This is a genomic window from Sphingopyxis sp. KK2, assembly GCF_001990265.1.
GTDB lineage: Bacteria > Pseudomonadota > Alphaproteobacteria > Sphingomonadales > Sphingomonadaceae > Sphingopyxis.
Genome location: NZ_LYVN01000022.1, coordinates 1 through 19,988, shown reverse-complemented (window position 1 = coordinate 19,988; position 19,988 = coordinate 1). Strand labels below are relative to the sequence as shown.

The window sequence follows — 19,988 nt, the reverse complement described above, 5'->3', positions numbered from 1 at the left end:
TATGTCCGACAAGGCGATTTATATCGCCGGCGTCAGCATGACGGCGTTCGGTCTCGACACAGACCGGACGCTGAAGGATCTGACGCGAGAGGCGGTGCAGTCGGCATTGAGCGATGCCGGCTGCTCGGCCGATCAAGTCGAGGCCGCATGGTTCGCCAATACGAGCCAGGGAGTTCTCGAAGGCCAGCACATGATCCGCGGCCAGGCGGCTCTTCGGCCTCTCGGGTTCGGCGGGATACCAGTCGTCAATGTGGAGAATGCCTGCGCCAGCGCGTCGACCGCGCTCTTCGAGGCTGCCAACTATCTGAAGGCGGGCGCTGCGGATATCGTTCTCGCGGTCGGGGCCGAAAAACTGTCGGACATCGATCGGGTGCGTTCGCTGTCGGTTTTCGATGCGGGATGGGACGTCGCGGTGACTGTCGAGAGCCGGCGGCGCCTTCTGGCGCTCGGCGGCATGGACGACGATGCGTTACCGTCCCCGGCTCCCCGCAGGAGCGTCTTCATGGATATATATGCCGCCTTCGCGCGTCAGCACATGCGGCTATATGGGTCGACGATCGAGCAACTGGCGGCGGTTGCGGCGAAGAATCACAATCATTCCGTTCACAACCAGCGCGCTCAGTTTCGGCGCCCTTATTCGGTGCAGGAGGTCCTCGACGATCGCAGGATCGTCTGGCCGCTCACACTGCCGATGTGCGCGCCGGTCACCGACGGCGCTGCGGCTGCGATCCTTTGCACCGAGGCTGGGCTGCGGCGTCTGGGCAGCAGCACTCGAGGGGTACGGCTGCGGGCCTGTGTCCTCGGTACCTCGGTCGACCGCGAAGCAGATGACCTCGATCGTCACATCGGGCGGATAACTGCGCTAAAAGCTTATGAAGCGGCGTCGATCGGGCCGGAGGATATCGGTGTCGCAGAGGTGCATGACGCGACGGCGGTGGGCGAAGTCATCCAGGTCGAAAATCTTGGCCTGGCGGAGCGCGGACTGGGCGGCGAGGCAGCGGTCCGCGGCGACACGTCGCTTGGCGGTAGGATACCGGTGAACCCGTCCGGAGGCCTTGAGAGCAAAGGTCATCCCATCGGCGCCACCGGCCTCGCCCAGATATTCGAGCTTGTAAACCAATTGCGCGGCGAAGCCGGCGCACGCCAGGTGGCAAGGCCACGCATTGCCGTGGCGGAGAATGGCGGCGGGCTCTGGGGTGTCGAAGAAGCTGTCTGCGTGGTGACTGCGCTTTCGCGATAGTAACGACCGCATATATCGATCCCGGCTTCAAAGCGGACCGACGGGTACCGGCCACTGCGGGAAGCACGGTCCTCAACCTGTCCAAGCGACGCCATGAGGATGAATTGCCGAGAGTGTCCGTGTCTCGACCACCTTCATTTTCCCTCACGAACTCGCGATCTGTTGCGACCTTGAGGTTTGCTTTGCCGGTTCGCCAGCACCCCCCTCATTCGTTTTCCGATCCATCGACGAGGATGAAGCGGAAGTCTGCGCCGCGCAGGCGATGGTCCAGCACTTTCTGATAGGCGGGGCTGAAATACCATTGGCGCGCTTCGTCGAAGGTCGGAAATTCGAGGATCGTGACCTTGGTGGCGTCCGCGCCCTCGAGCACTTCGAATCGTTCCTGGCTGGACAGGCGCTTGGGCGAAAAGCCGCGGAAGGATTCCGGCGCGAGTTCCTTGTAGCGCGCATAGTCTTCCTGATGACGGATGCGTTCGCGGATGGCGACAACATAGGCAGGCATGATCTCTTCTCCCGTTTCCGGCCATTTTAGGCCGCTTTCGAAAAGCATCTACCGAAGTTTGAATTTGAATTCAATTTCTATTGACATCGCTGCGGCGCGGCGTGCACATAGCCCGCAAGCCGAAAGGCATGTCATCGGGAGAGGGTTTTCATGAAGCGCGACGTCACCACGATGATGGCCGGGGCGGAGCGGCTGCTCGAGACGATCGAGAACCCGCGCCACCGCGCCATCCTGCAAAATTATCGCCGCCACGCGATGCTGGAAGTCAGCAATCGCATCGACGAGATTTTCAGCCCCGAAATGACCGTCGAGCATCCCGTCTACGTCCAATACCGCCCCGACGGCACCCGCGCGGTGCTCGATGGCAAGGCGGCAGTGGTCGAGGTGTTTTACGGCCACCTGATCAAATATGGTGCGAACGTCATGATCTTGGAGGACGAGCATATCGCGGTCGCCGACTGGGGTTTCGCGTCCGAATATATGTCGAATGACTATATCACGGGCGATACCGCGCGGGCGCGGGGCTTCGATGTCGATGACCTTTCGGCGATGTATGTGCATCAGCATGCGGTCATCATGACGTGGCGCTACAGCGATGACTGCCGCCTGATCGGCGAGAATGTCGCCAAGGAATCGGCCGGCAAGCTGAGCCTGTTGGCGCCCGACGAGATCATCACGATCGACGAAGCGCATCGCGCGCTGGCGCCGCTGATCGGCCCGCCGCCGCCGCGCTACGACTATCACGGCAATCCCTTGCCGACCGTGGCGATGGCCTGACCGGGCCCACCGGTCGCCGATAGCAGTTTGATAAAAGCAAAAATAATATTGGGGAGAGGACTATGTTGAAGACGTTCCTTTGCGTCGGCGCTTCGGCGTTCGCGCTCATTGCGGTTCCAGCCGTCGCGCAGGATGCCGCATCGGCATCGGATGCCGATACCGCGCAGGCGAGCCGTGACGATTTTGGCGAGATCATCGTGACCGCGCAAAAGCGCGAGCAGAAATTGCAGGATCTGGGCATCTCGATCACCGCGATCGATGCCGACACGCTGAAAAATTCGGGCTTCAGCGATCCGACCCAGCTTTCCACGCTCGTCCCCGGTTTTTCGGCGGCGAAGGGCGAACTCAACGTCCCTATCTATACGCTGCGCGGCATCGGCTTCAACGAACAGAGCCTCGCCGCGACCGGCACCGTCAGCGTCTATGTCGACGAGGTCGGGCTGCCCTATCCGATCATGACCCGCGGCGCGGCACTCGACCTCGAGCGCGTCGAAATCGTGAAGGGGCCGCAGGGTACGCTTTACGGCCAGAACACGACCGGCGGCGCGATCAACTATATCGCCGCGAAGCCGACGCGCGATTTCGCGGCAGGCGCGGTGTTCGGCTATGGCCGCTTCAACGCCGTCGAGGCGCAGGGCTATGTCAGCGGGCCGCTTTCGGACACGCTCGGTATCCGCGTGGCGGCACGCGTCAATTCGGCCGACCCGTGGCAGAAGAGCGTGACCCGTCCCGGTGACCGGCTCGGCCGCGTCGATCAGCGCAGCGGGCGCATCCTGCTCGACTGGCAGCCGACCGACCGGCTGCGCCTTTCGCTCAACGTCAACGGTTGGGTCGACCGCGGCGATACGCAGGCACCGCAGCTGTTCGCGATCGACCCGGTCCGTCCCGCGACCGCCGCGCCCGAATTGCTGACCAGCCCGCTCGCGCCCGACGACAGCCGCTTCGCCGACTGGGATCCGGGGGTCGATTTCGCGCGCCGCGACAGCTTCTACCAGACCTCGGGCCGCATCGATTATGACCTCAGCGACGACATCACGCTGACATCGATCACCGCTTACTCGCACCTCAAGACGCATTCGGTGAACGAGCGCGACGGCTCGGCGGTGCAGGAGACGAAGGTGATCGCCGACGGCGCCATCTCCTCCTTTTCGCAGGAACTGCGCGTTGCCGGCGGCGGCGGGCCACTGGTCGAAAATTGGGTTGTCGGCGCCAATTACAGCCACGACAAGACGCGTGACTTCATCGAATTCCATGTCGCGCGCCAGTCGCGCAACACCGCCAACGGCCTAGCGCGCTCGGACAATTTCGCGAACCAGAAGGTCGAGAGCAAGGCGATCTTCGGGTCGGTCGACTGGCGCCTGTCCGACAATCTGAAACTGATCACCGGCGCACGTTATACGCGCTTCTCGAGCGATCTTCAGGGCTGCACCACCGACGCTGGCACGACGACGACGCAGGGCGTGTTTCGCGGCCTCAGCAATTCGCTGCGCACCGCCGCGGGTCTGCCGGTGCTGCCCGCCTCGGCCTTCGTGCTCGGTGGCTGCGTGACGCTCAACGAACAGTTCGCCCCGGCGCTGGTCGAGCAGAGCCTGAAAGAGGACAATGTCTCGTTCAAGGCGGCGCTCGAATATAAGCCCGCCGAAGATGTGCTGCTCTACGGCTCGGTGACGCAGGGCTACAAGTCGGGCAATTTCCCGACCGTCTCGGCATCGAGCTTCGCGCAATATCTGCCTGCGGTGCAGGAAAAGCTGGTCGCCTATGAGGGCGGCTTCAAGACAACCCTCGCCAATCGGTCGCTGCTCTTCAACGGCGCGATCTTCTATTACGACTATACCGACAAGCAGCTGCGCGGCCGCGTCGTCGATCCCTTCTTCGGCACGCTTGCGCGTATCGTGAACATTCCGAAGTCGCACGTTTTCGGCGCCGAGGCGCAGCTTGTCTGGCGCCCGGTCGACGGGCTCAGCCTCAGCGGCGACGTCACCTATCTGAAGACCAAGGTCGACGAATATGTCGGGTTCGATGTGCGCGGGCGCCAGTTCGATTTTGCCGGCCAGCCGTTCAGCTTCAGCCCGAAATGGTCGTACAACCTCGGCGCCGATTACAACACGCCGATCGGCGACGACGGGCTGAGCCTCTTCGTCGGCACCAGCTATGCCTATCGCTCGTCGACGTCGGTCAATTTCGGGATCGACCCGCGCTACGACATTCCCAGCTATGGTCTGCTCGGCGCGAAGCTGGGTGTCGAGAACAAGGATGCCGGCTGGCGCGCGACGCTGTGGGCCGACAACATCACCAACAAATATTATATCACCAACGTCAATCAGGGCGGCACCGACACGATCGCCCGCTATGCCGGCATGCCCGCGACCTATGGCGTCCGCCTGTCGTTCGACCTGAAATAAGGGGGAAGGCGGCGTAGCCCCGGGCACGGGCTGCGCCGCCGACTATGCCCTCAGCGCAGCGCGCGCACGAACATGGCGAGTGCGGTGTCCATCACCTGCTTGCGGTCGGTCAGTCCCGGCCCCGGATACCAGAGCCGCGCGTGGATCAGCGCGCCGAGCATCAGCCGGATCGTCAGGTCGAGCGGCAGCTCGTCCGAAAATTCTCCGCTCTCGCGCCCGCGCACGATGATGTTGCGGAACAGGAAGGCGTAATTTTCGTCCGAATGCATCCGGTGGTTCTCGCGGATTTCGGGCGGCACCTGGTCGATGACGCGGTGCCAGGCGGCGACATAGGCGTCGCCGCTGTCGAGGTTGCGGAAATGCTCGTCGATCGCGGTGGCGAGCTGGTCGCTGGCGCTTGCGTCCGCGGGCAGTTCGGCGAGGCGCAGCGACAGGCGCGCGCCGCCGCGGCGGGTGCTTTCGGCGAGCATTTCGCGCACGATATCCTCGCGCGACCCGAAATAATGATAGAGTCCGCCGACATGGACGCCCAGCTTGGCCGCGATGTCGGCCAGCCGCGCCAGCGCATAGCCCTTTTCGGCAAATACCTCCGCCGAGGCGTCGAGGATTCTGGCGCGCGTTTCCTGCGCGCGCTTTCCCGGGGGAGGCCGTTTTGCCAAGTTTATCCTAATCTTGTCCGATTGCCCTGATCTTCGGGCTTAGGTGGGCGGGAGCGGCGAAGTCAAGATTTTTGAACTTCGCTTCAATCTTTGAATTTGATTTCAAATTTTGTTGACTCGGCTTCTGCAGTTCGACAATCGTGCGGGATAGAAGGCAGGGGGCGCGGCCCCACGTGCCGCAGCGGGAGCCGGCGATCCGGCGGGAGAGAAAGATGAGCCACGCCCAATCGCAGCACCGCATCATCGCGCCGCGCCGGGAGTCGCTGCGCGATGCCCTGAGCGAGCGCCGCCCGCTGACCGCGATGTTCTCGATCATTCCCGCGATCCCGGTGGTCGAGATGATCGGGCTCGCCGGCTTCGACTGCGCGATCGTCGACATGGAACATGGGCCGCTCGGCATCGCCGACCTGATGCCGCTGATGCTCGCCGCCGATGCGCGAGGCGCCTTTCCCATCGTGCGCGTGCCCGACGCGACCCCGCATATGATCGGTGCCGCGCTCGACGTCGGTGCGGCGGCGGTGCTGGTCCCGCAGGTGGTCAGCGCCGAAACCGCGCGCGCCGCGGTGTCGGCGGCGCGCTATGCGCCGGAAGGGACGCGCGGCGTCAATCCCTGGGTCCGCGCGGCCTCCTATGGCGGCGGCACCGAATGGCTTCAGGCCGAGAACCGCAATGCCGCCGTGATGGTGATGATCGAGGGCAAGGACGGGCTCGCCGCGCTCGATGACATATTGGGTGTCGAGGGGCTCGACGCGATCTTCCTCGGCCCCGTCGATATGGCGCAGTCGATGGGTTTTCCCGGCCAGCCCGAGCATGAGGCGGTTGTCGCGGCAATCGAGGAGGCGGTCGAACGCGCCGGGCGCCGCGGCGTCGGGGTTGCGGTGTTCGCGCCCGATGCCGCCGGCGCGGCACGCTGGTTCGCGCGCGGCGTGTCGTTCGTCGCGGTGAGCGAGGATACGGTGACGATCCTGGGTGCCTTTACGACGCTGCGGCGGGAGTGCCGCCCGTGAACATGCTGGTGCGCGACAGGGCGCGCCCGGTCAGCCTGTCCGACGCGCTCGATCTCGACGCGCCCTCGGCCTATCTGAACGCCAATCAGGCGCTCGTGCGCTTGTTGCTGATGCAGTCGGACGCCGACCGCGCGGCGGGGCTACGCACCGCGGGCTTCGTCAGCGGCTATCGCGGTTCGCCGCTCGGCGGGATCGACCAGGCGCTGTGGCGCGCCGAAGCGGCGCTGTCCGAACGCGACATCCGTTTTCATCCGGGCCTGAACGAGGAACTCGCCGCCACCGCGATCTGGGGCAGCCAGCAGGCGGGCCTCTATGAAAAGGCCAAGTTCGACGGCGTTTTCAGCATGTGGTACGGCAAGGGGCCGGGCGTCGATCGCGCGGGCGATGCGATCAAGCATGCCAATCTTGCGGGCACCGCGCCGCACGGCGGCACCCTGCTGCTCGCGGGTGACGATCATGCCGCCAAATCCTCGACCACCGCGCACCAGTCCGAACAGGCGCTGATCGCGGCGGGCGTGCCGGTGTTCAACCCGGCGACGATCGACGAGATATTGCATTACGGCCTGTTCGGTTTTGCGGCGTCGCGGTTCAGCGGGTTGTGGGCGGGGCTCAAATGCCTGACCGCGGTGATGGATAGCGCGATCTCGTGGCAGGGCGCGCCGCTGCCATCGTTCGTGGTGCCCGACTTTCCCGACATGCCGGCGGGCGGGCTCAATATCCGCGCCAACGACGGCGCGCTCGCGCAGGAAGAGCGGCTGCACCGCTGGAAGCTGCCCGCCTTTCTGGCGATGGCGCGTGCCAACGGGCTCGACCGCACGACGCATGGCGCCGTCGACCCGAGGGTGGTGATCGTCACCACGGGCAAGGCGTGGCTCGACACGGTTGCGGCGCTCGACCGGCTCGGCTTCGACGACGCGCGGCGCGCGGCGGCGGGGATCGCGGTGCACAAGGTCGCGCTGGTCTGGCCGCTCGACACCGCGCCGATCCTGGCGCTCGCAAAGACAAGCGCCGAACTGATCTTCGTCGAGGAAAAGGCGGGGCTGATCGAGGACCAGACGCTGACCGCCTGGGCGCGGACCGGCACAGCGCCGATCCGCTTTGCGGGCAAGCGCGATCCCGACGGCGCGCCCTTGTTCGACGGTTGGGGCGAACTCGACGCCGGCACGATCGCCGCCGGGCTTGCTGCCCGGCTGCGCGCCAACGGAATCGAACCGCCGCGCGCGCCCGCGTCCAAGGCGGACGCGCTCGCGGCGCCCGATCTCGTCCGCGCGCCCTTTTTCTGCAGCGGCTGCCCGCACAACAGCTCGACGCGTTTGCCGGAAGGGAGCAAGACCGGCGGCGGCATCGGCTGCCACGGGCTTGCGGTGTGGAACGACGCCGAATTTACCTTGCCCTTCACCCAGATGGGCGGCGAGGGATCGAACTGGATCGGCCGCGCCCCTTTCGTCGAGGCGGGACATATCTTCCAGAATCTCGGCGACGGCACCTATACCCATTCGGGCGTGCTCGCGGTCCGCGCGGCGGTGGCGGCGCGCACCAATATAACCTTCAAATTGCTTTATAATCACGCCGTCGCGATGACCGGCGGCCAGACCGCCGAGGGCGAACTCAGTGTGCAGTCGATCGCCGCACAGCTCGCCGCCGAAGGGGTCGGGCGGCTCGTCGTCGTCACCGACGATCCCGACAAATATGGTGCCGGGGTGAAATGGCCCGACGGCGTGACCGTCCGCCACCGCGACGATCTGGGCGCGGTGCAGAGGATGCTGCGCGACATCCCCGGCGTCACCGCACTGATCTATGACCAGGGCTGTGCGACCGAATTGCGGCGGCTGCGCAAGCGCGGCCGAGCGCCCGCGGCGAAGGCGAGTGTCTTCATCAACGATCTGGTGTGCGAGGGCTGCGGTGATTGCGGTGCGGTGTCGAACTGCGTCGCGATCCAGCCGCTCGAAACCCCGCAGGGCCGCAAGCGCGCGATCGACCAGACGATGTGCAATGCCGACCTGTCGTGCCTCAAGGGCTTCTGCCCCAGCTTCGTCACCATAACCGGTGCGGAGGGCGGCACGCGCCCGGCGGTGGTACCGACCCGGAGCGGCGCCACGACGGTCACCGAACCCGAACTGCCGGTCATCGACGGCGTCTGGACGATGTTGCTGACCGGCATCGGCGGCACCGGGGTGGTGACCCAGGCGGCGTTGCTCGGCATGGCCGCGCATATCGAGGGCCGGCCGGTGCGCGTCGTCGACCAGACCGGCATGGCGCAGAAGAATGGCGGCGTGACCAGCCAGGTGATGATCGCCGCCGACGATGCGCAATCTTTGCCCGCCTCGATCGCAGCGGGCGCGCTCGACGTGCTGATCGCCAACGACCTTGCGGTGGCCGCGACCGGCGCGGTGATCGAGCGCATGTCGGCGCGGACGATGGGCGTCGCCAATCGCGCGCTGGTCGCGCCCGGCGCCTTCACGCGCGACCGCGACCTGCGGCTCGACAGCGATGCGCTGTTCGACCGGGTCCGCGGCGCAGGCGATGGGGATGCCTTTCGCGGCGCCGATATCGCGGCGCTGTCGCGTGCGCATCTCGGCGATGCCTCTTCGGCCAATGTGACGATGCTCGGCATGGCGTGGCAGCAGGGGCTGGTGCCGCTGGCCCATGCCTCGATGCTGCGCGCGATCGAACTCAATGGTGTCGCGGTGCAGCGCAATATCACCGCGTTCGAATTCGGCCGCGCGATCATCGCCGACCGCCTGTTCGAGGGTGCGGCAGCGGAGGCAGACGAACCGACGCTCGATGCGATTATCGCCGCACAGGTGCAGTCGCTGACCGCCTACCAGAATGCGGCCTATGCCCGGCGGTTCGAAGACTGGATCGGACACATCCGCGCGGCGGAACGGGCGCTGGGCGGCGAGGAGGTCACCCGCGCCGCCGCGCCGACGCTGGCGCGGTTGATGGCCTATAAGGATGAATATGAGGTCGCGCGGTTGCTCACCGACCCCGACCGTCTTGCCGCGCTCCGCGCTGCCGCCGGGCCGAAGGGGCGTCTGCATTTCCATCTTGCGCCGCCGCTGCTCGCGCGCACCGATCCGCGCACCGGCCATCCGCGCAAGCTGCGCTTCGGGGCATGGGTACTCCCGGTCTTCCGGCTGCTTGCGGCGCTGAAGCCGCTGCGCGGGACGGCGCTCGACCTGTTCGGCTATACCGCCGAGCGCCGCCTCGAGCGCGGGTTCGCCGCCGATTATGTCGCCGATCTGCTCGGCGCGCTGGGCAAGGCGGGGGCAGGGCAGCGGGGCGAACTCGTCCGGCTTGCGAAGGCGCCGCTGTCGGTCAAGGGCTTCGGCCATGTCAAGCACGCCGCCTATCTCGCCTATCGCCGGACGCGCGAAGACATCCATTTGAGCCTTGCCGCTCCGACGAAAGGAACCGGCGAATGACCGCCGAAACCCGCCCCGCCAGCAGCGGGCACTCCAACTATGTGCTGTTCCTGCTGATGCTGGCTTTCATGTTCTCGTTCATCGACCGCACGCTGATGAGCCTGCTGATCGATCCGATCCGCGGCAGCTTCGGCCTGTCCGAAATCCAGATCAGCCTGCTCGTCGGCTTCTCTTTCGCGCTTTTCTACACGGTGATGGGGATCCCCTGCGGCATCCTCGCCGATCGCTGGTCGCGCAAGACGCTGGTCGCGATCGGCATTGTCGTGTGGAGCGTCGCGACAGTGTTCTGCGGGCTCGCCTCGGGCTTCTGGTTCCTGTTCTTCGCGCGGATGATGGTCGGGGTGGGCGAGGCGTCGCTCGGTCCCGCGGCCTATTCGCTGATCCCCGACCTGTTTCCGCCCGACCGCGTCGGCCGCGCGACCTCGCTGTTCATCGCGGGCGGCTCGGTCGGCGCGGGCCTCGCGCTCGTGCTGGGCGGCAACCTGCTCGACTGGACGTCGCACATCACCTTGACCCTACCCTGGTTCGGGGAGATCAGCGGGTGGAAGCTCGCTTTCGTCATCGTCGGCGCGCCCGGCATCCTGCTCGGCCTGCTGTTCCAGTTCACCGTGCAGGAACCGCCGCGCATCGCGCCGAAGAGCGCCAGCCGCTCGCTCGCCGATGCCGAGGTGGTGCAGTTCATCCGCGCCAACGGCCGGGTGCTGCTGCTGCTCGCGCTCGGTACCTCGGCGGTGGTCGGATCGAACTATTCGTGGATCATCTGGGGCCCCTCCTTCTTCATCCGCGTCCATGAATTCACCCTGCCGCAGGCGGGGCTGCTGTTCGGCATCCTGCTCGGCTTCGTCGGCATCGCCAGTGTGTTGATCGGCGGTGCGATCTCCGACCGCTTCATGAAGCGCGGCCACGTCGACGGACCGCTGCGCGTCTATCTGATCGCGGTCGCGGTCTCGCTGCCGTGCCTGATCGCTGGTTTCCTCTCGACCAACCTGTGGGTCTCGCTGGTGCTGGTGACCGTCGGCGTGTCGATCGTGCTGTTGCAGGGCGGGATGATCGGCGTGCTGATCATCCAGCTCTGCCCGGCGGGCACGCGCGGCCAGATGACCGCGATCTATGGCATCGTGTCGGTGATGATCGGCGTCGGCTTCGCGCCGACCGGCACCGCGTGGCTCACCGAATATATCTTCGGCGGCGCGATCGGCGTCGGCAAGTCGGTCGCGGTCAGCATCCTGGTCTTCGGCGTGATTGCGCTGCTGACGATCTGGCGCGCGATGCCCGCGGCGCGCGAACTGGTGACGCGCAACCTCGCCGAACGCGCCGCCGCCTGATTCCCTTCTTTTGCTTGCCGCACGGAGTTTGCCGCCATGACGACGCTTGCCAATCTGTTCAGCCTGAAAGGGCGCGTCGCGATCGTGACCGGCGGGTCGCGCGGCCTGGGCCTCCAGATCGCGCGCGCGCTCGGCGAATATGGCGCCTCGCTGGCGCTGGTGGCGCGCAGCCGGGGCGATCTCGACGCCGCGGTCGCCGAGCTGGCGGCGGAAGGCATCGACGCGATGGCGATCGCGATCAGCCTGTCCGACGCCGATGCGCCGGGCCGCGTCGTCGACGCGGTGATCGAGCGCTTCGGGCGGATCGACATATTGGTGAACAATGCCGGCAACGCCTGGGGCGCCGCGGCGGAGGATTATCCGCGCGACGGCTGGGACAAGGTTTTCGACCTCAGTGTGCGCGGCACCTTCTTTCTCAGCCAGGCGGTCGCGCGCCGCGCCTTCCTGCCCGCGGGCAAGGGGGCGATCCTGAATGTCGCGTCGATCGAGGGGCTGCTCGGCCATCATCCGGCACGGCTCGGTACCATCGCCTATAATGCGGCGAAGGGCGCGCTGGTGAACATGACGCGCGCGCTCGCCGCCGAATGGGGGCCGAAGAATATCCGCGTCAATGCGCTCGCCCCGGGCTTCTTTCCGTCGAAGATGACCGCCGCCACGGTGGACGCGCATGGGCGGGAGATGATCGCGCAGACCCCGCTCGGCAAGCTGGGCGGTCCGCACGACCTGATGGGGTCCGCGCTCCTTCTCGTCTCCGATGCGGGCGGGCATATGACCGGCCAGATCCTCGTCGTCGACGGCGGCACCACCATTATCTGAGGCGCATATGACCCTGCTTTCCCGTCAGGATATCGATTTCCTGCTCCATGACTGGCTCGGCGTCGCCGACCTCGTCGACCGCGACACCGCCGATGCGATCCTCGACCTGTCCGAAAAGGCGGCGGCGCGCGATTTCCTGCCGCATTACAAGCTTGCCGACCGCCAACAGCCCGAACTGGTCGATGGCGCGGTCCATATCCTGCCCGCGATCGGCGACGCGCTGAAAAGCTGTGCCGATCTCGGCCTGTTCGGCGCGGGGTTCGCCGAAGAGATCGGCGGTTTCGGCCTGCCGCATGTGCTGTGTTCGGCGTCCTTCGCCTGGTTCGCTGCCGCGAGCATCGCGACCTCGGCCTATCCGATGCTGACCGCCGCCAATGCGCGGCTGCTGACGACGTTCGGCACGGCGGCACAGGTCGATGCCTTTGCGCGGCCGCAGATCGCCGGGCGCTGGTTCGGCACCATGTGCCTGTCCGAACCGCAGGCGGGATCGAGCCTCGCCGATGTCGCGACACAGGCGCGCGCCGAGGGCGAGGACGCGCTCGGCCCGCGCTATCGCCTGACCGGCAGCAAGATGTGGATTTCGGGCGGCGATCAGGACGTCAGTGCGAATATCGTCCATCTGGTGCTCGCGAAGATCGTCGGTGCCGACGGCAAGCTGCCCGAGGGAACCGAGGGGCTGTCGCTGTTCATCGTGCCCAAGCTGCTGCCCGACGGGGGGCGCAACGACATCGTCGTCGCGGGGCTCAATCACAAGATGGGCTATCGCGGCACCTCCAACTGCCTGCTTTCTTTTGGCGAGATGGGCGGCGCGACCGGCTGGCTGGTCGGGGCGCCGGGGCAGGGGCTGCGGCAGATGTTCCACATGATGAACGAGGCGCGCATCTCGGTCGGGCTCGGTGCCGCGGCGCTCGGCTATCGCGCCTTTCTGCTGTCGACGACCTATGCGCGCGAGCGGTTGCAGGGGCGCGCCGCGGGACAGCGCGGCGGCGCGCCGGTCGCGATCATCGAGCATCCCGATGTGCAGCGCATGCTGCTGTCGCAGAAAGCCTATGCCGAGGGGGCGCTGGCGCTGTGCCTCTATTGCGCGAAGCTGGTCGACGAGGCGGGCGATGCCGACAAGGCGGCGCTGCTGTCGCTGCTGACCCCGATCGCCAAGACCTGGCCGTCCGAATATGGCCTCGCCGCGAACGACATCGCGATCCAGATTCACGGCGGCTATGGCTACACGCAGGATTTCGATGTCGAGCAGCTCTATCGCGACAACCGGCTGAACCCGATCCACGAAGGCACGACGGGGGTGCAGGGGACCGACCTCCTCGGGCGCAAGATCCTGGGCGCCGACAATCGCGGTCTCGACATATTGCGCCGCGAGATCGCCCACGCGGCGGCGGCAACCGGGGAATTCGCAGTTTTCGGCGAGGCCTTGGCCGCGGCGTGGCAGGAGGTCGAAGCCGCGATCGACGCCGCGCGCGCCATGGATCCCGGCGCGTGGCTGCATCATGCGACGCCCTTCCTCTGGGCCTTCGGGCATGTCGTCCTCGCATGGCAATGGCTGTCGCAGGCGCAGGCTGCGGCGCGCCACGGCGACGAACGCTTCGCCTTTGGCAAGGCACAGGCCTGTCGCCATTTCTTTACCAGCGAATTGCCGAAGGTCGCCCCATGGCTCGCGCCGATGCAGCGCGGCGACGCGGGCGCGCCGGCGCGCACCGACTATTTTTGATTGGAGGGATTATGAGCATCGATCTGACGGGACGCGTCGCCATCGTGACCGGCGCGGGGGCGGGGCTGGGCCGCGAACATGCGCTGGCGTTGGCGAAACATGGAGCCTGCGTCGTCGTGAACGACCTCGACGGCGACGCGGCGGCGGCGCTTGTTGGGCAAATCGAGGCGGATGGCGGGCAGGCGATGTCCGACCGTGCCGACGTCACCGACTATGACGCGGTCGAGGCGATGGTCGCCGCGGCGACCGGGCGCTGGGGCGGGGTCGACCTGCTCGTCAACAATGCCGGCATCCTGCGCGACCGCAGCTTCGCCAAATCCGACCTCGCCGATTTCCGCCGCATCATCGACGTCCATCTGATGGGATCGGTCCATTGCACCAAGGCGGTGTGGGACGGCATGCGCGAGCGCGGCTTCGGACGCATCATCTTCACCACCTCGTCGTCGGGCCTCTACGGCAATTTCGGCCAGTCGAACTATTCGGCGGCGAAGATGGCGCTCGTCGGGCTGATGCAGACGCTCGCGATCGAGGGCGAGCGCGGCGGTATCCGCGTCAACTGCCTTGCCCCCAGCGCGTCGACCGCGATGACCGAGGGGCTGTACGATGCCGATACGCTGCGCCGCCTCGGTCCCGCGGCGGTCAGTCCGGCGGTGGTCGCGCTCTGTGCCGACAACGCACCGACGAAGGCGGTGGTGCTGGCGGGCGCCGGCCATTTCGCCTTTGCGGAGATCAGCATGACGCAGGGGCTGTTCCTCGACGGGGGTGACGTCGCCGGAGAGCTATCCTGCCGCTGGGCCGACATCGCCGACCGCGCGGACAGCCTGTTCCCCGCGAGCGGCGGCGAGCAGCATGCGCGCGAGGTCGCCAGCGCACTGAGCCGCGTCCCCGCCTGACGGCTTGCCCCCCGATGAGGGCTAAGCTACTCCCGATAGCCGGGGCCAGAGGGGATCGGGAACGCCTTGGGAAGTTTGACCGGGAAGACGAAAAAAAAGGTGCGGCAAACCTCGAGTTCGCCCAAGAGTCAGGAGGCGCGGGCGCGCATCCTCGACGCGGCGGCCGAGGTCTTTGCCGAAAAAGGCTATGCGCTCGGCCGCCTCGCCGACATCGCCGCAAAGCTCGATAGCCATGTCGGGGGCCTCTATCATTATTTCGGCTCGCGCGAGGAGATCGTCCGCGCGATGCTGGAGGAAAGCACGCATCGCGGCGGCGCGCGGCTGGTCAAACGCCTCGAAAAACTGCCGTCCGGCGCGACCCCGATCGACAAGCTCGGCATCGCGATCGACGAGCATTTCCGCAATCTCGACAGCGGCGACAGCTATGTCGCCGCCTGGCACCGCGTCATCGACCAGGTGCCGCCCGAAATCGCCGCCGATCACCGTCGCCATTCGATCGACAATTATACCCGCCTGTTCCGGGAGATCGTCAGCGAGGGGCAGGCGCAGGGCATTTTCTCGACCGACCTGAATTCGGACGTCACCCATTTGTTGATGATGGGCGCGCTGAACCATGCGCGAACCTGGTATCCCGGCAAGAAGCTGCCGGGCCGCGCGGCGGTCGCCAAGGCGACGCTGGAAATGTTCGTTCGCGCCCTGTCGGTGCCCGCCAAAAGCTGATTCGACTCCGGGTGGAGCAGGGTGTTTCGCGCGATAAATCCGCGCGCGCATTTCTATAATATCGTTATTTTACAGTCATATTATCCCCATTGACCGCGCAATTTTTTGAATTTAAATTCAAGTTCAAATAAATTGCTAGCCCGGGCAGTCGATGACCCGGGGATTTGTGGGAGGTGAAGGATGCAAAAGGTCTATACTGCCTGTTCGGTTGTCGCGATCGCATTGGCTGGCGCCATGCCGGTTCATGCGCAGGATGCGGCGACGAGCGATGTCGTCGCGGAAGATGTCGCCGCGTCGGGCGGGGTGAACGAGATCGTCGTGACCGCGCAGAAGCGCGCCGAGTCCGCCAATCGCGTCCCGCTGTCGGTCACTGCGGTCAGCGGCGACGATCTGGTCGAGCGCGGCGTGCTCAGCACCGCCGACCTCGCGAAGGTCGTCCCGGGCTTCACCTACACGCCGACCAGCTCGCAAAGCCCGGTCTACACGATCCGCGGCATCGGCTTTTATGAAACCACGCTCGCCGCGACGCCGGCGGTGACCGTCTACACCGACGAAGTGCCGCTGCCCTTTGGCGCGATGACCAAGGCCGCGGGTCTCGACCTCGCGCGCGTCGAGGTGCTGAAGGGGCCGCAGGGCACATTGTTTGGCCAGAATTCGACCGGCGGCGCGATCAACTATGTCGCCGCCAAGCCGTCGGACGTTGCCGAAGCAGGCATCTCGGGTTCGTTCGGCCGCTTTGCGACCGCCGACCTCCAGGGCTATGCCTCGGGCCCGCTGTCCGACACGGTCGGCATCCGCATCGCGGCGCGCGGCCTGATCGGCGGCGACTGGCAGAAAAGCTACACGCGCGATTCCAAGCTCGGCGAGCAGGCGCAATATCAGGGCCGCGTAATCCTGGCGTTCACGCCGAGCGACGCTTTCCGCGTGACGCTCAACGCCAATGGCTTCATTGACCGCAGCGACCCCCAGGCGCCCTCGGTCATTGCGATCACGCCGCAGCGCCCCGCAACCGCGATCCCGGCGCTCGCCAATTATCCGCTCGCGCCCGAAAAGCCCCGCTTCGCCGACTGGAACGAGGGCGGTCCGGTCCGCAACGAAAGCTTCTGGCAGACCGCACTGCGTGCCGAATATGATATCGGCGACAGCCTGACGCTGACCAGCCTCTCGTCCTTCTCGCGCTATATCGGCCACGACAAGTTCGACGACGGCCTGTCGATCGCGTCGAGCGACGTGCAGGTCGACGGCCGCATCAGCTCCTTCTTCCAGGAACTGCGCGCCGCCTACACCGCGGGACCTGTCGTCGCGATCGTCGGCGGCAATTATTCGCGCGACAAGGTGCTCGAGGTGCAGACGATCTTCGTCGGCGACAGCTCGACCAATCCGACCTTCCCGGGCGTGACCCTGCCGTTTGACAATGCCGGCAATTATTCGGACCAGCGCGTCAGCACCTATGCCGCGTTCGGCAACCTTGAATTCGCGATCACCGACCAGCTCAAGCTGCAGGGCGGTGTGCGCTACACCAGTTCGAACCGGTCGTTCGAGGGCTGCACCTATGGCCAGCTCGGCATCACCCAGACCTTCATGGTGTTGCAGCAGAGCCTGAACAATGCGGTGTTCGGCACGCCGACCTTCGTGCCGATCGCGCCGGGCCAATGCTTTACCCTGTCGGGAATCGGTACCTCGGCCGCGAACAGCTTCCTCCCGACGCTCGTCACCTCGCGGCTCAAGGAAGACAATGTCTCGTGGCGCGCGAGCGTCAGCTATCAGGCGACGCCCTCGGCGATGATCTATGCGACCGTCAGTCGCGGTTATAAATCGGGCAGCTTCCCGACGCTGTCGGGCGGCTTCACCTCGCAATATCGCGCGATCAACCAGGAAAATGTGCTGGCCTATGAAGCGGGGGCGAAGCTCGGCCTGTTCGACCGCCGCGCCCAGCTCAATTTCGCGGGCTTCTATTATGATTATCAGGACAAGCAGCTGCGCGGCAAGGTCGTCGATCCCGTCTTCGGCGTTCTCGACGCGTTGACCAACGTGCCCAAGTCGCGGCTCTACGGCGCCGAGGTGTCGCTCGATGCCGAGCCCGTCGACGGGCTGACGATCAACACCGCAGCGACCTACCTCAATTCGAAGCTGGTCGAATATGTCGGCATCGGCACCACCGGCGTCGCGTCGGACTTTGCCGGCAACCGCTTCAACTTCACCCCGAAATGGCAGCTGCAGGGCAATATGCAGTATCGCTGGAGCGTCGGCGGCGACCTGATGGCCTATGTCGGCGCCTCGGCGCTCTACAATGGCGCGACCAACAGCAGCCTCGGCAACGAGCCGATCACCGCGATCGACGATTATGCCACGGTCGATGCGCGCATCGGCATTGAAAGCGAAGCGCACAACTGGCGCATCGGGCTGTGGGGCCGCAACCTGACCAACACCTATTATTGGCAGAATGTGACGCGCTTCCAGGACGGCGTCTCGCGCCACACGGGCATGCCGCGCACCTACGGCATCGAATTCAGCAAGCGGTTTTAAAGGCATGGCGCCGCGCTCCACCGGGGGCGCGGCGCCATCCTCTGTTTTTCAGGAGATGGTATGAAACTCGACGTGACCAGGATGATGGCGGGGGCCGAAGACCTGCTCGAAAAGACCGACAATCCGCGCCACCGCGCGATCCTGCAAAATTACCGTCGCCATGCGATGCTCGAAGTGTCGGGCCGGTTCGATGAAATCTTCCATCCGAACATGACCGTGCCCGACCCCGAATATTGGGTCTATCGCCCCGAAGGCCGCATCATTCTCAGCGGCATGGACGAGGTCGTGAAGCATTTCTACAGCGAGATGGCGCGCACCGCATCGACGGTGATGATCCTCGAGAACGAGACGATCGCGGTCAATGATTTCGGCTTCAACTCCGAATATATGTCGCATTCCTTCGTGCCCGGCCATGTCGCACGCGCGCGCGGCTTCGACGTCGACGACCTCGACGCCATGTATATCCACAATCACTGGGTCATCATGACCTGGATCTATTCGGACGACTGCCGCCTGATCGGCGAACATGTCCATGGCGCGCCCGGCGGCACGATCCGCTATTGCCCGCCCGAGGAAGTGGTGACGCAGGAAGAGGCGCGTATCCGGCTCGCGCCGCTGATCGGCGACCCGCCGCCGCGCTACGACCGTTTCGGCAAGATACTGGCCGAGGCCGCACCCGCGGCCTAGTCTGCGCCTTGGCTCTCCCCCAATTCCTTTTTGACGAAAGACCACCAGCCATGAAATCGATCTTCATCACCGGCGCGGGCAGCGGCATGGGCTTTGCGACCGCCGAGCTGTTTCTGGAAAAGGGATGGCGCGTCGCGGGCGTCGACCGCAATGTCGCCGCGCTCCGCGACCTCGAAACGCGCGCCGGGGGGCGGCTATTCGTGCGCGAGCTCGACGTGACCGACGTCGAGGACTTCCGCGCCGCCATGACCGAGTTCGGCACGCTGTCGGACGGCAAGCTCGACATATTGTTCAACAACGCGGGGATCGGCGGCCAGTTCGGCCCGTTCGAGGCGCTGACCCACGGTGAGATCATGGCGCTGGTCAATGTGAACTTCGTCGGTGTGCTCAACGGCATCCACGTCGGCATCCCGCTGCTCAAGCAGGCCGAAAATCCGCTGTGCATCTCGACCGCCTCGTCGGTCGTGACCTTCGGCCAGGCGGGCGCCGCGGTCTATTCGGCGACCAAGAAGGGCGTGAAGGGCCTGACCGAGGCGCTGTCGGTCGAATTCGAGGCCTGGGGCGGCCGCTGCGCCGCGATCATCCCCGGCATGACCGACACGCCGCTCGTCCCCGGCGCGGTCCGCGAGGCCGGCGCCGCGCGCGGCATGATGGCGCCCAGCGTCATCGCCGAAACGGTGTGGAAGGCCTATCACGCCGACGACCTCCATTATTACCTGCCGCCGACGCTGCAGGATGAAGAACGCGTGACCGCGAACGACCCGGTCGCGGCGCGGCAATTCCACCTCGACCGCGGCAGCTACCGCGCCTTCATAAAGGCGGGCGACGAGGTGCGGGCTTAGCCCCGAACCGCACATCGATTCCTTCGTCCGCTGCTAGAGGATCAGGCCTCGGGCGCCTTGGACTCTGGTGTGAAGGCTGACGCCGTCGATGACTGCTTCTCGCCGCTTCAATATGAAAAGCCGTCGGTCCGCAACCGGCCAATGTCGGTCGCTACATTCGCCATCCTCGGCATAGATCGGGCCGCGTGCGGCGATCCGGTCGAGCGGGCCGCCGCCGAAATGATCGCCGCCGCCGGGAGCAGCGCGAAGCTGCGTTCGAACCCGCGTGCGTGCCGCGACCGGTCGAGCGTATGGCCGAGATGCCATTTGCCCGAGAGCAAGGTGCGGTAGCCGCCGTCGCGGAGCAGTTCGGGAAGCGCGGCGACGCTGTCGTTAAGATAGCCTTCCTAGCCGGGCGGGCCTTTGAAGTCGGCACGCGCCGTGTCGATCATCGAGCCGATCCCGGCG

15 protein-coding genes are annotated in these 19,988 nt (G+C 65.8%); 13 read left to right on the top strand and 2 right to left on the bottom strand.

Going from position 1 to position 19,988, the window contains the following annotated elements:
- The first annotated feature begins 1 nt into the window (after position 1).
- Positions 2–1,240: a thiolase family protein gene (locus B1A78_RS05895; protein WP_077146066.1), complete on the top strand. Its 1,239-nt coding sequence runs from the start codon at positions 2–4 to the stop codon at positions 1,238–1,240.
- Between the two features lie 205 nt (positions 1,241–1,445).
- Here the strand turns inward: B1A78_RS05895 and B1A78_RS05890 are convergent, their stop codons facing one another.
- Complete coding sequence (locus B1A78_RS05890) at positions 1,446–1,742, bottom strand: DUF1330 domain-containing protein (protein WP_077146086.1); 297 nt, start codon at positions 1,740–1,742, stop codon at positions 1,446–1,448.
- A gap of 150 nt (positions 1,743–1,892) precedes the next feature.
- Between B1A78_RS05890 and B1A78_RS05885 the strand changes: the two genes are divergently transcribed.
- On the top strand, positions 1,893–2,519 hold the full coding sequence (locus B1A78_RS05885) for a hypothetical protein (RefSeq protein ID WP_077146065.1): 627 nt from the start codon (positions 1,893–1,895) through the stop codon (positions 2,517–2,519).
- A gap of 62 nt (positions 2,520–2,581) precedes the next feature.
- Complete coding sequence (locus B1A78_RS05880) at positions 2,582–4,921, top strand: TonB-dependent receptor (protein WP_077146064.1); 2,340 nt, start codon at positions 2,582–2,584, stop codon at positions 4,919–4,921.
- A gap of 50 nt (positions 4,922–4,971) precedes the next feature.
- On the opposite strand, the gene B1A78_RS05875 is transcribed toward B1A78_RS05880, so the two are convergent.
- On the bottom strand, positions 4,972–5,580 hold the full coding sequence (locus B1A78_RS05875) for a TetR/AcrR family transcriptional regulator (protein ID WP_077146063.1): 609 nt from the start codon (positions 5,578–5,580) through the stop codon (positions 4,972–4,974).
- 212 nt (positions 5,581–5,792) lie between these two features.
- Here B1A78_RS05875 and B1A78_RS05870 point away from each other — a divergent pair, with 212 nt between their 5' ends.
- The 10 genes from B1A78_RS05870 (at position 5,793) to B1A78_RS05810 (ending at position 19,541) form a co-directional block, all read left to right on the top strand.
- On the top strand, positions 5,793–6,587 hold the full coding sequence (locus tag B1A78_RS05870; RefSeq protein ID WP_083733884.1) for an HpcH/HpaI aldolase/citrate lyase family protein: 795 nt from the start codon (positions 5,793–5,795) through the stop codon (positions 6,585–6,587).
- A 2-nt stretch (positions 6,588–6,589) separates the two neighbouring features.
- Positions 6,590–10,012 carry an indolepyruvate ferredoxin oxidoreductase family protein gene (locus tag B1A78_RS22565; RefSeq protein WP_256837497.1) on the top strand — a complete coding sequence of 1,141 codons (3,423 nt, stop codon included), beginning with the start codon at positions 6,590–6,592 and terminating at the stop codon, positions 10,010–10,012.
- Positions 10,009–11,337, top strand: coding sequence for an MFS transporter (locus B1A78_RS05845; RefSeq protein WP_077146060.1), 1,329 nt, complete (start codon positions 10,009–10,011; stop codon positions 11,335–11,337). Before B1A78_RS22565 ends, B1A78_RS05845 begins: the two co-directional genes overlap by 4 nt.
- Before the next feature lie 36 nt (positions 11,338–11,373).
- Positions 11,374–12,153: an SDR family oxidoreductase gene (locus B1A78_RS05840; protein WP_077146059.1), complete on the top strand. Its 780-nt coding sequence runs from the start codon at positions 11,374–11,376 to the stop codon at positions 12,151–12,153.
- A 7-nt stretch (positions 12,154–12,160) separates the two neighbouring features.
- Positions 12,161–13,873 (top strand): acyl-CoA dehydrogenase, encoded by a 1,713-nt coding sequence (locus B1A78_RS05835; RefSeq protein ID WP_077146058.1) that lies wholly within the window; start codon positions 12,161–12,163, stop codon positions 13,871–13,873.
- Positions 13,874–13,884: 11 nt separating this feature from the next.
- Positions 13,885–14,766 (top strand): SDR family NAD(P)-dependent oxidoreductase, encoded by an 882-nt coding sequence (locus B1A78_RS05830; RefSeq protein WP_077146057.1) that lies wholly within the window; start codon positions 13,885–13,887, stop codon positions 14,764–14,766.
- A gap of 99 nt (positions 14,767–14,865) precedes the next feature.
- On the top strand, positions 14,866–15,486 hold the full coding sequence (locus tag B1A78_RS05825; RefSeq protein WP_144037704.1) for a TetR/AcrR family transcriptional regulator: 621 nt from the start codon (positions 14,866–14,868) through the stop codon (positions 15,484–15,486).
- A gap of 180 nt (positions 15,487–15,666) precedes the next feature.
- On the top strand, positions 15,667–18,012 hold the full coding sequence (locus B1A78_RS05820) for a TonB-dependent receptor (protein ID WP_077146055.1): 2,346 nt from the start codon (positions 15,667–15,669) through the stop codon (positions 18,010–18,012).
- 60 nt (positions 18,013–18,072) lie between these two features.
- The gene (locus B1A78_RS05815) at positions 18,073–18,699 is read left to right on the top strand and encodes a hypothetical protein (protein WP_077146054.1); all 627 of its coding nucleotides are present in this window, start codon (positions 18,073–18,075) and stop codon (positions 18,697–18,699) included.
- A 50-nt stretch (positions 18,700–18,749) separates the two neighbouring features.
- Entirely contained in the window at positions 18,750–19,541 is a 792-nt protein-coding gene (locus B1A78_RS05810) for an SDR family NAD(P)-dependent oxidoreductase (protein WP_077146053.1), read from the top strand.
- Positions 19,542–19,988: the final 447 nt, after the last annotated feature.